The organism is Photobacterium minamisatsumaniensis, assembly GCF_050336695.1.
Classification (GTDB): domain Bacteria; phylum Pseudomonadota; class Gammaproteobacteria; order Enterobacterales; family Vibrionaceae; genus Photobacterium; species Photobacterium minamisatsumaniensis.
The window spans coordinates 163,239-178,462 of sequence record NZ_JAKJSI010000015.1 but is presented as its reverse complement, the minus strand read 5'-3'; the positions used below and the strand labels follow the sequence as shown (position 1 = coordinate 178,462).

General features: G+C 45.7%; 10 protein-coding genes. All 10 read right to left on the bottom strand.

The genetic code is table 11. The features are described from left to right. Positions 1 to 2 precede the first annotated feature (2 nt). Complete coding sequence (locus L4D78_RS07865) at positions 3 to 896, bottom strand: glucosamine kinase nucleotide-binding domain-containing protein (RefSeq protein ID WP_428466393.1); 894 nt, start codon at positions 894 to 896, stop codon at positions 3 to 5. Next, the gene (locus L4D78_RS07860) at positions 889 to 2,625 is read right to left on the bottom strand and encodes a glycoside hydrolase family 9 protein (protein ID WP_428466392.1); all 1,737 of its coding nucleotides are present in this window, start codon (positions 2,623 to 2,625) and stop codon (positions 889 to 891) included. Before L4D78_RS07860 ends, L4D78_RS07865 begins: the two co-directional genes overlap by 8 nt. An 11-nt stretch (positions 2,626 to 2,636) precedes the next feature. Continuing rightward, a complete protein-coding gene (locus tag L4D78_RS07855) occupies positions 2,637 to 3,632 on the bottom strand; it encodes an ABC transporter ATP-binding protein (protein ID WP_428466391.1) in 996 nt (331 codons plus the stop codon). A 24-nt stretch (positions 3,633 to 3,656) separates the two neighbouring features. Further along, positions 3,657 to 4,628 carry an ABC transporter ATP-binding protein gene (locus L4D78_RS07850; protein ID WP_428456477.1) on the bottom strand — a complete coding sequence of 324 codons (972 nt, stop codon included), beginning with the start codon at positions 4,626 to 4,628 and terminating at the stop codon, positions 3,657 to 3,659. Further along, complete coding sequence (locus L4D78_RS07845; RefSeq protein ID WP_428466390.1) at positions 4,628 to 5,653, bottom strand: ABC transporter permease; 1,026 nt, start codon at positions 5,651 to 5,653, stop codon at positions 4,628 to 4,630. Before L4D78_RS07845 ends, L4D78_RS07850 begins: the two co-directional genes overlap by 1 nt. A 2-nt stretch (positions 5,654 to 5,655) precedes the next feature. Further along, positions 5,656 to 6,642, bottom strand: a complete 987-nt coding sequence (locus L4D78_RS07840) for an ABC transporter permease (protein WP_428466389.1) — start codon at positions 6,640 to 6,642, stop codon at positions 5,656 to 5,658. A 138-nt stretch (positions 6,643 to 6,780) separates the two neighbouring features. Next, positions 6,781 to 8,460: an ABC transporter substrate-binding protein gene (locus L4D78_RS07835; protein ID WP_428466388.1), complete on the bottom strand. Its 1,680-nt coding sequence runs from the start codon at positions 8,458 to 8,460 to the stop codon at positions 6,781 to 6,783. Between the two features lie 617 nt (positions 8,461 to 9,077). After that, positions 9,078 to 12,458, bottom strand: a complete 3,381-nt coding sequence (locus L4D78_RS07830; RefSeq protein WP_428466387.1) for a response regulator — start codon at positions 12,456 to 12,458, stop codon at positions 9,078 to 9,080. Between the two features lie 298 nt (positions 12,459 to 12,756). Continuing rightward, a complete protein-coding gene (gene rsmC / locus L4D78_RS07825; RefSeq protein ID WP_428466405.1) occupies positions 12,757 to 13,776 on the bottom strand; it encodes a 16S rRNA (guanine(1207)-N(2))-methyltransferase RsmC in 1,020 nt (339 codons plus the stop codon). 111 nt (positions 13,777 to 13,887) lie between these two features. Continuing rightward, positions 13,888 to 14,973, bottom strand: a complete 1,086-nt coding sequence (locus L4D78_RS07820) for an AI-2E family transporter (protein ID WP_428466386.1) — start codon at positions 14,971 to 14,973, stop codon at positions 13,888 to 13,890. Positions 14,974 to 15,224 lie beyond the last annotated feature (251 nt).

Here is a 15,224-nt window from a genome sequence, read left to right as displayed (position 1 = left end):
GATTAGCCTCGCAGTGGGTATAAGTTATGGTTTCCGTGAGCCATGGTAAGTGCACCATCCATAGCATCGCCTTGAGGGACGGCGACATGCTTCTGCATAGGAGGGATCAGCCATGGCACTATACGTTCTGCAATGCTGCCCATTAGGCAGATTTGCTTTGCGCCTTTATTGATAAGTGCTTGCATCCACATTTCAATATCAGCCGCTGTTTGGTTGAGCATTTTAATACCAAGTTGATCGCCTTGGCTGGCATATGAAAAAATTGCGGGGGAAAATTGTCCATAATCACAAGGTCTAGCGGTTTTTGACCAGTTAACAATGGCATCAATATCATGGTTGAAGTGTTCAAGCATGTATTGAGCAAGTGGGGTTGTGGTTCGAATACCATCAGATGCGAGTAGCACTTGCTGGATCAGGCGTAACCCCATGACAGCACCGCCACCTTGGTCGGAAATTGGAAATTCTCGTCCGCCAACAATATGTTGTTCACCGTTGCTTAATAAAATGCCGCATGAACCAGTACCGGCAATTAAGATTGCACCATCTTGTCCCCGCCAGGCACCAAGACAGGCTCCGTAAGCATCCGTATTCAATGTTACTGACGCATAAGGATGTGGCAGTGACATGAACTCATACCACGCGTCTTGTTGCTCTGCGCCAGCAAGCGCTAGACCAACGGCCATTTGGGTATAGTGTTGCTCGTTTAACCCCGCGATCTCTGCTGCTGTTGCAATGGCACCCTGAATAGAACGCATTGCGACATCAGCCCCTAATAAGATGTTGGCGCTGCCTGTTTTGGCTTCACCCAGTAATGTGCCGTTGATATCGGTAATACGTGCCCGGCACGATGTGCCGCCACCATCGATACCAACGAAGTAAGCGATAGAGTTAGCCATGGTGACGCTCCTTATACTGCAAGGTTATGGCGAGCAGGTACCAGCCAGCATGTGGGATCCATTGTTCACCCCAGCGCCAGTTTTGCAGTATGTCTTGATCGTGTGGATTGGGGTTGAAAGCGATATCGTGTTCATTTTCAAAGCCAGCGGTGATGCCATTACAGACCCCCCCTTTGGCATTGTGAAAACCTAACGTTGAGAGGTAGTCAGGATTATTTCGTCCATGCCCATCTATCATCGATATATCAAAAGGATTAAGGCCAACAAGCCAATCTGTTAAACGCTGTGCATAGATTTTTAATGCAGGGTGTAAAGGCGAAGCGGCTGAGCACTGTAAAGCCATATAGGCCATTGCAGCTAGTGAGGCAATTCGAGCATTTTCACCTTGCCACCAATAACCCGTTTCGTTGTTGTGAGGAATAAAAAAAGCACTGTGTTTATGGCTATCAATTGCTTTGACATACTGGCGAGGGTAGCCAAATGGGTTGTTAACCTCATTCGTGATGCTTAATTCAAATTTAAGCGCATTATGAACCACGTTCCCTAAAGCCTGAATGCGTCCAGACTCGGTTTCAATGTTGAGGTATTGCATAAGGCTGATCGCGGGTAATCCTGCTTCAGCTGCATGATAATAAGGGCGACTCCCATCACTATTAGCAGACCAATAGTGGCTATATTGCTCATCGTTAACTTGTCGTGTAGCCAGTTGATCCGCCCAGCGGCGTGCTTCGTTTAAGTAACGGCTTTCTGCCGTTGCGCGATAGAGCTCTATTGCCGCGAGTAGGGCACAATACTCATCAAGAATATTTTCGCAGCCATCATCAAGGTAGCGAGAGTTCATTTCAATCAGGTGCCAATATCCCTCTTTGGCCGCGTCTAGGTAAGCTGCTGCTTGCTTTGCGTCGCCAAAACCAAGGGTTTGTACCGAATGATCATCGAGTAGACGAGCTGCATTCGCTAAAGCAGCAATGGCAACGCCTGCTCCTTGGCGGAAAGCGGCCTGATACTGATCTGATTTAACGCCACACTGGGTGGCATAGCTGCAAATTTCACGTTGCTCGGTTGATTTACTCCACTTATCAAACACCGTCATATAAAAATAACCATCAGGTGATTTCATCCGCAGCAGGAAGTCTGCGCCGTGTAGTGCTTCTTCCAATAATCGAATGCGCGTGAAGTTAGCAATATCTTGCTCATTACCTAGCAGCTCAAAGGCATTAAGCATGTTCCATACGATCATGGGTGTTTGCTGTGGGTTTAAGTAGTTACTATAAGAAAGGTGACTGAAGTACTTACTGACATCGCCCGATGCATCGTACCAGCCACCTCGGGCATCAACGGTTTTATCGCTGCCAAGAACAGGCGCGTACTGATCTGCCTTTTCATAGATCCCGCCACAGCGTTGTGACTTGAAGTAATGGAGTACATCGCTAAATGTGCGATGCATTAACAGCCCCTCGGCAATCTTAAATGGCGACGACTGGATATCCCCAACACGAAGAAAGAACTCACCACACGTATCTAGTGCGGTGAAATCGATGGTGTAGGTATATCCGGTGTGCCACTGGTCTACCGGACCACAGGCCTTGAGAGGCAGCTGTAACATGGGCTTGTTAGTTGAATTGCATACCAGCTCTGCATTATTAAAGTGCTGAGGTTGAGATGCTTGCAAGATAGCTTGCTTAGCGCCATGGCGCTCATAACCCAAGTGATTCGTTAACAGCTGCATGGATCCTCCGATCAGTTTTCGTATAAATAGCAACGGACAAAGTGGTTGTCAGACAGCTGGGTTATCCCCGGTAGCTGTTCACGACACTTGTCTGTAGCGTGGGTACATCGGCCTGCAAATGGGCAACCAAGGCTATCTGGCGTCCAAAGAGGGATCTCCCCTTTGTTGCCTTTTAGTTTTTCATGGATTGATTTGCTAGGATCGGGTACGGCAGACACTAATAACTGGGTGTATGGGTGTTGAGGATCATGGATGATCTCTTCCGTGTCGCCCCATTCAACCATATGGCCGACATACATCACGGCAAGATCTTCTGCAATGTAACGTGCTGTCGCAATATCGTGTGTGATATATAGCAATGCCATTTCACGCTCGAATTTCATCTCTTCCATGAGGTTGAGAACGCCGGCTCGGATCGAAACATCAAGCATCGATGTTGGCTCATCGGCGAGTACAACCTCGGCACCAACGGCAATGTTACGTGCAAGGTTAACGCGCTGACGTTGGCCTCCGGAAAGCTGATGAGGGTATTTAGCCGCTGTCTCTTTCGGTGGGATCAAGCCAACCTGATCAAGTAGGCTATACACCATTTCTTCCAATTCTTTCTTGTTGCCTTTAGTGACTTTATTGTGGATCAGTAATGGGCGCGCAATATGGTGAAAGATCGTATGGGTTGGGTTTAGTGAGCCAAACGGGTCTTGCCAAACCATCTGCACGCCTTGGCGGTATTGCATAAGATCGTTCGTCTTTTTAATCGACGCAATATCGCGGCCAAAGTACTCAATGTGGCCACTGGTTGGGGCATACATTTTAGCGATCATTTTGGCGGTGGTTGATTTACCCGATCCTGACTCACCGACAACCGCGAGCCCACGGCTTTTATACATTTTGAATGACACGTCATTGATTGCTCGCATCAGTGACTTTTTAATGGAGTTGCTGCTTACAGGGAAGTCTTTAACCAGATTCTTCCCTTCGATAATTGGTTGTCCTAATGGCTTGCTCATAATGCCTCCTAATTCTTCTCTTTATTAACTGCTCTTGTTGAATAGGTGGCAGTTGCTTAAACGGCTCGGTTCTAGTTGACGTAACTGCGTTGCTTTAGTGAAACAAGCGTCATGCGTCTTGCTACAGCGAGCCTGAAAGCGACAACCTGTTGGCACTTCTAATAAGTTCAGCGGGTTGCCTGGGATCCCGGTTAAGCGGGTTTTTGGCCCTGTTAATGGTGGGAACGAGCTACCCAACCCTTCGGTATAAGGGTGGAACGGGGTTTCTAGTATTTGTTTTGATGGCGCGACTTCAACCAGTTCACCGGAGTACATGATGCCGATACGGTCAGAGAACTCGACCATCAGTGATAAGTCATGGGTAATGAATAAAATCGAGAAGCCAAACTCTTCTTTCAGTGCATAAATTTTCTGAAGAATTTCTCGCTGAACCACTACATCCAGTGCCGTGGTAGGCTCATCCATGATGATCATTTTTGGGTTAAGCGCGAGTGCAATAGCGATAACTAATCGTTGGCGCATACCACCAGAGAACTGGTGCGGATAGTCACGCAGTCTATTAGGGTGAATATCGACAATTTCCAGCAGGCCTTCTGCACGACGAACCGCCTGTTCACGGCTAAAGTTGGTATGACGCATGATCACGTCACAGAACTGCTCTTCTATGGTAAGTACTGGGTTGAGTGCATTCATTGCACTCTGAAATACCATCGAGATCTCACTCCAGCGGAAGGCTGTCATTTGCGAGTCGCTGTATTTCAAAATATCACCGTGGCCGTCGAAGATGACTTCTCCACCAGTAATAAATGCTGGTGGCTTATGCAGGCGCATTAATGCCATAGCAACGGTAGACTTTCCGCAGCCAGATTCTCCAGCTAGGCCAAAAACTTCACCTTTACCGATATCAAAGCTAACGTTGTTTACGGCTCGAACATCACCTGATTCTGTAATGTAGTCAACACATAGGTTGCGAATGGAGATTTGTGGATTGGTCATTATTTTTCTCCCCCTTCAAGGGCTGGCTGTGCGTCAACAACAGCTTTTTCTTTTGCTTGGTTTTTCTTTGCCATGTTCTGCCAGCGACGCATACCTTTATGAGAGCGAAGCTGTGGGTTAGCGATTTCATCAACGGCAAAGTTAAGTAAGGCAAGGCCAATTGCAATGAAAATCAACGCAATACATGGTGCTAATAGTTCCCACCAAGCGCCAACAAGCATGGACGAAGATGTACGAACATTGTTAAGCATGACGCCCCAGCTAATAGTGCTAGCGTCACCAAGGCCAAGGAATGACAGTGTTGCTTCAGTCATGATGGCGAGCATGACGGAACCAATGAAGCTTGCGCCGACGATAGAGACGAGGTTTGGCAATATTTCAACAAAGATGATGCGCCATGATGATTCACCCAGTACCTCAGCAGCTTTAACGAACTCTTTTTCTCTGAGGGATAGCGTCTGCGCCCGTACGACTCGTGCCCCCCAAGCCCAGGAGGTGACCCCTATTACAATGGCGATGGTAAGAGGCCCTGCCTGCCCGATAAAGGCAGCTATCACAAATAGGAGCGGGAACTGCGGTATAACCAGCATGATATTCATTGCCGCTGTCAGCACATCATCGACTCGGCCACCGAAGTAACCGGCTGATACACCAATGATTGTCGCTAATAAACACACAACAATACCGGCACCAAAACCAACTGCGAGCGAGGTACGTGTGCCATAAACAACCTGCGACCAGATATCGCGGCCCATACGAGATGTGCCTAAAACATGATCTGCGTCTTTCGACATAAGCAAAGTACGGCGGTTATCTGCTAGGTTTTCTGCCACCCAACCATCTGGGTTGTTTTGCGCTGCTTTTACGACAAACGCAGGGTATTCGTGTGGGTTACCCGTTTTACGATCTGGTGCGTGTTTGGTGATCACCGGGGCAAATATGGCGCCCAGAATAAAGGTGGTGATAATAATAAGGCCGACCATCGCCTTGCCATTATTCGACAGTAATTTGAATAGCGCTTTCATGATTATTTACCTCCCTTACGTAGGCGAGGATCCAAGGCAACAATGAGTAAGTCAGCAAGGAAGTTAAAGAACAGCATGAACAAGGTCATGATCAGTAATTGGCCTTGTAATACTTGGTAGTCACGGGCGTTGATTGCATTAAGCAGCACAGTACCAAGACCTGGATAGTTGAAGATGATTTCGATGATAAGCTGACCACCGATAGCCATACCAAGAGCCATGGAAAGGGCGGTGACACTCGGTAGCATGGCGTTGCGAGCGGCGTAGTTAAAGACAACGCGATTCTCACTCAGCCCCTTACCTTTGGCCATGGTAATGTAGTCTTCATTTAGCAGGTTGATCATGTTATTACGCATGCTGATCAGGAAGCCGCCGATTTGGATGATAGTGGCACACACCAAAGGCAGTACGGCATGATAAGCGACATCTTTGTAGAACGCCCAGCTGCTCCAGTCGGCAACGTTACCAGCGGTATATGCGTAACCACTCGGGAACCATTTAAGGCTGACCGAAAAGGTGTAAAGCGCAATCATCGCGGTGACGACAGCGGGAACAGCTTGAATAACCAGCATTGCAGGAGAAATAAAGGCATCGTATTTACTGCCGCGTTTCCATGCTGCAAAAATACCTAGAACCGAGCCAATGCAGAATGAAAGGATAACTGCAGTACCGGCTAGAAACAGTGACCAACCAACAGCGTTACCTAGCATGGTGTTTACTGTTTGTGGGTAGGTCTGAATAGAGATCCCTAAGTTCCAGCTGAAGATACTTTTAAGGTAGGTAAAGTATTGCTCGTATAACGGTCCGTCGACAAAGCCTAATAGCTTGGTCATAGCGGCAATACGCTCAGGCGTAACTTGAATCGTTGCGTTGGCAAACATCATGGTAACTGGGTCACCAGGCATGGCCCGCGGTATTATAAAGTTGATCGTAGCGGCCACGAGGAACGCTATGAAATAAAACGATAAACGTCGTAGAAAAAAACCCATAACTCACACCTTTCCATACCAGCAACACTCCCGGAGCTGGATTCAGGACAAAAAACCCCCTGACGACTGGCGCCATAAACTACAGTGGGAGGGGGGAATACGCGGTGTGCAAGACGCACACCGCAAGTTAAACAGAAATTAAGCTTTTGGTTTTAGGTCAAGTACCTGAAGTAGACGCTCCTGAACACCAGCCCATACCATTGGACGGCCTTTAGGGTTGTTCTCATTCCACCAACCGTCAAAACGAGTTGTGTTGTACTGGAAGTTGAACGCACCTGTTGTTACAGGAATCGTGATTTGATTTTCAGCGATGATCTTCTGAATGTTGTGGGCAATTTCTAACTGCTCATCACGGTCAGCTGTTTTGTAGAAGCTGTTTAGAAGTTTGTCTAGCTGCGCACTCTTGAAGTGGTGCATCGCGAAACGAGGTTTACCTTCACCTTCCTGAAGTGCTGAGTTGTAGCCATCATTCCAGTAAGTATGAGGATCGGCGCCAAGGAAGTAGTTGGTATAAGCTACATCATAAGTGCCATCTTGCATCGCTTTGTTGTAAACCGCGAAGTCAGGTGTACGAGCCCTTGCGTTGATACCAACATCTTGAAGTTGTTCTACACCAAGCTGGACAGTGTTATTGAAATCAGTCCAACCGTTTGGAGAGATGATATCAAAGACAATTTTTTCGCCTGATGGGGTTTCTACAAAACCATCACCATTGGTGTCTTTAAAGCCTGCTTTTTTCAGCAACGCTTTAGCATTGTCTACATTGTAGGTGTTGAAGTCTTTGTACTTGTTGTAAACACTAGGATCTGACCAGCTTTTATGTGCGTCACCTAGGCCTGATGCGTAATGGTTTGGTGAGCCGTTGCCATAGAAAGCAATATCAATGATTGTCTGACGGTCAATTGCCATAGAGAAGGCACGACGGAAATCAACGTTATTGATTGCTTCGTTATTGCCATTATTTGGCGATTTGTAGTTCACAAGGAATGACTGCGTACCTGCCGCAGGATACCAATACTTGTGGTTTGGATTTGCTGCCGCGTAAGTGCTGTCAATGTCAGGAATGAACGATGATGTCCAATCAAGTTCTGAGTTGATCACTTTAGCCAGTAACTGATCGTTACCTGCGATTTGAGGCATACGTAGACAATCTACATCTAAGTTGTCTTTATCCCAGTAGTTCGGGTTTTGACACTGCGTGTAAAGCTGTGGAGTGAAGGTGTCGATGGCTGTAAATGCACCAGAACCTACAGGGTTTTCGTTAGCAAAAGATGCTGGGTTTTCTACTTTGCTCCAGATGTGCTTCGGAACAAAAGATACTTTCGTAATCTCAAATGGCGCATTTGATGTCGCTTCAGTTAGCGTGAAGATAACCTTGTTACCTTTAGTCTTAACTGATTTAACCCACTTATTTACACCAGTACGGTCAAGCTCAGGTTGTTTCTGAAGTAGCTCGATGGTGTATGCAATATCTTCTGCCGTCAGTGCTTCGCCATCAGACCACTTAAGGCCATCACGCAATTCAAACGTAACCTGCATTAGGTCATCAGACATGTAATAGTCTTTGGCTAAACGCATTACTGGCTCATTACCATGCATTTGGTTAAAGATAACCAATGGCTCGTAAATGAACTCGGTTGTTGTGTGTAGGCTGGTGTCTAAAAATGGGTTAAAGTTGCGCACCATTGTAGGGTAGAACTGAGGCACAATTGTTAGCTCGCTGCGCTCTGCTGCTGAGACAACAGGTGCTGTCAGTGCTGAAGCTGCTGCGGCAATAACTGCCATTGCTAAATGAGTTTTCTTTATATTGGCAAGCATAGCTGTTCCTTACTCTTTGCTTTTAGTTTCACTTATTGAAAAGAGCCCTCGCAACTTACGAGGGAGTTTGGAACCTACTTCGTTTAGATATGAGTAAAGCGATCTGAACGAATGGCCTTGTAGGCTCTCAATGCCTTAAGGAAACTCCGGATTAACAATTAGGTCAATCTGGCAATCCGTTAAAAACGTTAAAATGCTTGCCACTCTCGTAAAAAACGTTAATTAACGACTGTGATCTCGCACTGCACACTCGCTTGGTTGTGAGGAGTGTCATGAAACCTACCTTCCGTTACATTTTACATGTTAGTAAGTACTATCGTAATAGCCATTGCTTAGTGGTGTTTTAATTGTCTGAATATGAAACTGTGATGTAATGCGGGGGGATTTCGTGGTTAATTCCCTGCGGAAATTTTTAGGCGTGGATTTGTTGTGATAGTTGTCTCATAAACTAAAACATTTTCTTCAATGAGGTATAAACCGGCACTATTTATCGAGTTATGCGGTTATTTTACACAGGTTTTCTCAGTGCTATTGTCGGTTTTTAACCGATATTTTATGGATAATTTGAGGCATGAAAAAGCCCACCATTAAGGTGGGCTAGTAAGGCTAACAAGTCTTTATTGATGAATTAAGTGCTGGAGTTGAGCCTTCATCGTACAGAGCTGCTCTCGTTCATTTAAAGGGGTATGGCAGCGGTCTAGCACAAAGTCTATCGTGCTTAAGACTGTGCGCCAGCGTGGCGTTTTTGGCAAGGTTTCAAGGTGCAAATACTTGTCTAAGGTACGTGTTTGTAGCGTGCTACGATCAAGGTACACGCGCCATAGGCCGCTTTCTTCGGCTAACTCGAACTTCGTTTTCTTAGACGAAACCTCCCAAAGCCTCAGCGTTGCTTTCATTATCTCAACCAGTAGCTCACGTAGCGTATCGTGCTTGTCTTTCCCTTTATCATCCAGTTTGTCAGCGAGGTGACTAAACTCATCGCCAAGGGTTCTGAGTTTATCTAAGTTGCCTTTGTCACCATCGAAAGCAAAGCCTGATATGACCTCAACAGCATTTTCTAATAGTCTAATACGATGCTGCTCGGTTGGGCCGTGGTTATCAAAAATAAACATTCTTAATAGGCCAGATTCTTCCGGAAGGTTTATCACATCAGTATCGAGAGGGGTAAGTTGGTCTCCGATACGGAACATTAAATTACCGTGGAAGTGATGGCTATTACTGATATCTTCGGGTAAATGTGTCGCTAAAATATCTTCGATATTGTGGCGTTCAATGTGCTCAGGTGCGCGTTTAAACAGCTTACCTGCAGCGCCATTTGCGTAGCGAATACGCCCACCACTTTGTACACAAAGGATTGCTTCGTTAGTCGATTCTAATAAGCCCAGCAGGCGGCTTTGTGTTTCGATAAGCCCTGCTTCTACTTGTACCCTTCGGCCTATTTCCTCGGCTAAACGTTGATTTTCATTACGTTGCTTTTCTGTTTGGCTCGCTTTCAAGTGCGCATTGATACGGGCATTAAGTTCTTCTTTATTGAACGGCTTTGTTAAGTAATCGTTCGCGCCAGATTCAAACCCTCTGACTCTATCTTGAACTTGGCCAAGTGCCGAGAGCATGATAATAGGTAAGTCGAGCAAGCTATATTGTTTCCGTAAGTATTCACAGACCTCATAACCTGACATCTCTGGCATCATGATATCAAGCAGCATCAAGGCTGGTGGCTGTTCTTCGATGATTTTTAACGCTTGCGGCCCGCTTTCTGCTGTGACAACTCGGTAGCCCTCTAGGCGTAAGAAGTTGTTTAAAACCTGCAAATTAACGGGTTCGTCATCAACAATTAGCAGTAACTCACCGTCCGGATTTTCAGGGATATGTTCAGGTTCGCATACCATGGTATCGGCGAGAGGTGCCTGAAAATGTTTATTTCGGTTTGTAAGTTGGCTACTAGCAATATCATTGTCTGACGCGAGGTTAATGGTAAAGCTAAAGGTTGTTCCTATCATAGGCTGGCTGCTGACATACAATCGCCCACCCATTAATTCGATTAGCTGGCGACTGATTGATAGCCCCAGACCAGCCCCTTGGCGATAATTTGAACCACTTGCCTGAGTTAACGGTTCAAAGATATGTTCCAGTTGTTCTGTTGGGATCCCTTGACCGGTATCGACAACTTGAATTCTAAGCTGGTTTTCTAAAATGGTTGCGGAAAGGATAATTTTCCCTTCTGAGGTGTACTTAATTGCATTACCAACAAGGTTGTACAGTACTTGCTCCAGGCGCTGTTCATCACCGAGGACAAGGGGTAAGTCATTTGGAATCTGATTGATGATCCTGACTGGTTTACTGCCGAGCAGGTGGCTTGAAAGCTCTAGAACTAAACGCGCTGCAGAAGCAACGTCTACAGCTTGTTTTTGGATGTCCATGTTGCCATAGCGCATTTTATGGTAATCAAGTAGATCATCCACTAAGTTAGTCAGCCGTTGGCCACTACTGATCATGATCTCAAGTTGGCGACGTTGGGAATTTTGCACGGGTCCGTTGGCGCCAGCGAGTAGAGATTCGGCTATACCCACCATGCCATGGAGTGGCGTACGAAGCTCGTGCGAGGTGGTAGCAAGGAATTCATCTTTTAGTTTATCAGCTGTTTGCAAATCTTTGTTTTGCTGCTGAATAACTTGAAGGTTTTGCTCTAACTCGGTGTTTTGCTCTCGGATTAAGCTGATCTTATCTCTTATTGATGATTGCATCCGGGAAAAACTGGTCGCGAGCCGTCCTATTTCATCACTTCTTTCTGTACTTTCTATCTTTTGCTCTAAATCACCGGCTGAAGCTCGCTCTGCAGCCCAAGTTAACCGTAGCAATGGGGCGGTAATTGAATTGGATAGCCAATGAGAAGCAATAATCACTAAGACAATTGCAGTGAACATTGCTATCAAGAAGATTTTTTCTAGTTGACGAATGCGTGCGAAGGCTTCCTCTTCTGGTAATTCCACCACTAAAGCCCAAGGTGTGCCCATGATATTCATCGGTGCAAAGGCACTGAGAACAGGGATCCCGTTGAAGTTGGTAAAACTACCCACACCGCTGTTGCCTGCTAGGGCACTATCGATGCTGCTGCTCGTTAGTGTGGTTGGTGCATTGTCTACTATGGGTAAGCGAGAGAGGTGATCCTGACCGACGAGTAATGTCTGAACATAGTAGCTGGAATTGCCTGTGTCAGAGAGAAACTCTCGAATTGATTTGTTGCTGAGCTTAAAGAGTACATAGCTATGGAGGTAGCCTTGTTGAATGATCGGAGCTGCAAACCATGCCGACAATTCAGTGCTTCCTGCCTCTTCGACAAAATCGGTAAATACCACAGGTACTTGCTCTGGTTCCTTCAGGGACTGCTGGGTTTTTTCTTTTATTGCTTGGAACGTCTCGGCTAATGCCGCGTATGCTTCAGGGGGTTGTTCAAGATCAACACTAAAGGAATCTGGACTGTTTGCCGCGTAAACGACGTTACCTTTTAAATCAACCAGTAATATATCGTTGAAGCTGGAGCGTTTAAGATACTCATCGTAAGCCCAATTGTAGCGTTTATACATTAAGCGATAGCGTTCGTGTCCAACATAGCCACCTGAATTTTGATCGATATTCAGTTTTCGAGTGAGTGTTTTGGTGTAGTAGTTGCTGCGACTCGTGTTATTAATTTGTGTGTTGATGTCCCCCAATTGGTGATAGGCACCGACTAAGCCATAAAACCGACCGCCGCTGGCATTAGCTAGCTCAGAGCGGGCAAAGCTTTGTACTTCAGATTCTCTCGCGGCAAAAAAGCTATTTAATTGTTTTTGTTTATTGTCCAGCAGAGAAGCTAAATGGTTAGTACTTTGCTCCGCTAAATCGGTTGTATGAGAATTTAGAAAAAATAAAGCTGACAGTGTCAGGGGAGTGATACTGAGCATTAAAAAGGCCAACATAAGTGTATGCTGGAGGCGCTTGAAACGGGTCGTTTTCTGCATTCCGGTGCCTGAAATTACCTATGGTGTAAGGTTTATTTAACTAAGTGATAACTAAGGAAGTTAAATTGTTTTCAGTGATGTTTTGCCGAGGGATTTAACGGTATTGACGTCTTGCTAATCGGCTAATATCACCTTAACCGATCGTTATACTTGGTTTTTTCGCAGAGGCAAGGAAGTGTATAGGGAAGCGTGTGCCGACACACAGAATTGACGTAATTTACATCAGTAAAGGGCCGGATTACGCTCATAATTGGTCATGGCAGAATAAAGAGCCGGTACAGAGTCCGGCTTTCTGTCTCTATTTTTGCGCAGTGTAAATATTGAATTTATTGTTCTTAGCACTGATTTCACAGTGGCCTAAACTTGCTTCGATTAATGGTGGGTAACGTAAGAAGCTATTTGCAACAACAATCAACTTTCCGTTGTGAGCCAAATAGTTAGGTGCTTGAGCGATAAAGTCTTCGGTTGCCGAATAGAATGTTTTTAAACCCGCATGGAAAGGCGGGTTGCTGATCAGGTAATTGTACGGGCCAGATAATGCCGCATACACATCTGTTGCCGTAAAGTTCGCTTCCAGCTGATTCACACGGAAGGTTTCTTTTGCTGACTCAATGGCGAGTGCACTGATATCACATAGCTCTAGCGTGATATTGGGATTTTTTGTTTTCATCACAGCGCCAATGACGCCTGCACCACAACCGAAATCGAGCACTTTTCCTGATAACTTAGGCATAGTTTCAAGCAGTAACTCTGATCCTTTATCAAACTCACCGTGGCTAAAGACACCTGGCAGTGAACGGATCGTTAATTCAGTATTTGCGACAGAAAGTGGATAACTGCGGTACCAGTCATTCATGTTGAAAGCCGGAACAGCGTGCTCACAGCGTCCCCAATAAAAACTGCAGCGGCGCGCTGAGTCGTATTTGGTCAATGGGCCATAGGCACTAAACATTTTCTCTGCACTGCGTACACCGCTTCGGTTCTCACCAACGATACAGATTTCGGTTTGTGGACCAAATTTGGCTAATAACATCGAAAGTAAATAATCGGCTTCTGCTTTGGCTTTTGGCCAATACAGCAAAATCATGTCGATATCTGCTTGTTCGGTAAATTCTGCGCCAAAGTGAGCTTGCACCTTTGAGCGGCCAGACAGACTGCGGAAGTAACCATAGTTAGTCGTAAAAACTGTCACAGAGCCAGCGGTATTCGCGAGCTCGATAGGGAATGAGTCAGACAGTTCACCGGCGACCAGTACTTTTCGATTTTCAAAAAATTCTAGCTGGCGGGCGACGACTTGGCTAGCAGCAGAGTAAGACATAACGGCCTCAAAAATGGGTGCATGGATATCGGGCGCGAATTGTTCCATAAATTACAGAATAAGAAAAGGCAGACCCAACGTTGAGAGCGTTTGGACTGCCTTTCAATATTATTAGCGTAAATCTTGCTGATCGAGAAAATCTTTAAATTCGACCTCATACAACTTGAACAGCACCAGTGTCACGGCAAAAATGATGGGACCGTAGATCAGGCCGATTAAGCCAAAGACATGAAGGCCGCCAAGTATTGAGAAGAAAATTAATAAAGTGCTCATGCCCGAGCTGCCTTGCATGAGCAATGGTCGTAGGAAGTTATCGATAGAACCAACAACGACTGCTCCCCAAGTAGCAAGGAAGAGTGCCCACTCCCAGTTACCGGTCAATAGTAAGTAAATACTGGCAGGTAGCCAAATCAGAGCGGTACCGACTACTGGAATTAAAGAGGCAAACGCCATCATCGAGCCCCAGAATAGCCCCGGGAAGCCTGCCATCCACATGGCAAAACCACCGGCGAAACCTTGAGCCAGTGCGGTGAGCAGTGAACCGAGCACGGCAGATTTAGCCACTTCTTCAACTTCATTCAATACCGCATCTTCCTGAGTACGAGATAGTGGTAAAACATGACGAAGAGCAGCCACCATTTTGCCGTGATCGCGTAATAGAAAAAACAACACAAATAACATCAGCATGAAATTAATCACAAAGCTGGTGGCATCCCCAAGGATCTTTGCACTGATATTGAGTAACTGTGCTCCGAATTTAGAGGCAGCTGTGGCAACTTTTTGAACAATGATTTGTGTATCAACGGGTTCAAAAGGTGAGTACTTTTCTATAAGAGCAAAGAACTTAATGACATAGGGGTGAGATAACACCTCTTGTACACCACCAGATGTTAGCCAAATATAACTGTCTTTAGAGAAGGTCGTACCTTGATGAATAATCGAACTGAAAACGACCAGTAGTGGAATGACAATCATAAAGGTCAGTAAGGTACAGGATATCATCGATGCAGCATTGGGTGAGCTTGGCATTCTCTTTTCGACTTTAATGTGCGCAGGGTAATAGAGTAACGAAATGATGAAGGCCATCACTATTGAACCTATATAAGGTTGAATAAGGGTATAACTGGCATAAGAGGCCAACGCGAGGGCTCCTATGAGCAACCAATGGCGAGATTCAACTCTAAATTCTTTTGGCACAATTATATCCTTTATGGTGATCTAATTAGATTAGCAAATTATTCTGGCAAAGCATCGATTAGGCTTGGCTGATGTTGTTATGGTCTTGTTTTCTTTTGTTGCTATGATTGCACCGCGCCGAGAAAGAGGCAATAACTTGCTGTGCATTAATATAACCTGTTGGTAATTGGTTCAGGATCTTATTCGGTATGATAGCGATGAATACTTTGATGATTTAGAGCGATGTCGCAAAGGCCATGAATTAACGAGTG